The following is a 227-nucleotide window of genomic DNA, read 5'->3' on the forward strand; positions in this document are numbered from 1 at the left end:
ATTGGTACTAACCCGTTGATCGTCGCGATCCCCTCATCGCCAATCACCATGGTTGATATGTCGATGTCGATGTTCTCCTACGGCATGCTGGAAGTGAATCGCCTGGCCGGTCGCGAACTGCCGGTGGACGGCGGGTTCGACGATGAAGGTAACCTCACCAGAGAACCTGGCGTTATCGAGAAAAATCGCCGCATTTTACCAATGGGTTACTGGAAAGGTTCAGGTCT

1 protein-coding gene is annotated in these 227 nt (G+C 53.3%); it reads left to right on the forward strand.

The window, feature by feature from the left end; genetic code table 11:
* Positions 1-227, forward strand: a 227-nt coding sequence (locus tag FDX22_RS15555; RefSeq protein ID WP_186805322.1) for an Ldh family oxidoreductase, incomplete at both ends; no start/stop codon positions are given.

Source organism: Citrobacter sp. TBCS-14 (assembly GCF_005280805.1).
GTDB classification, from domain to species: Bacteria; Pseudomonadota; Gammaproteobacteria; order Enterobacterales; family Enterobacteriaceae; genus Citrobacter; species Citrobacter gillenii.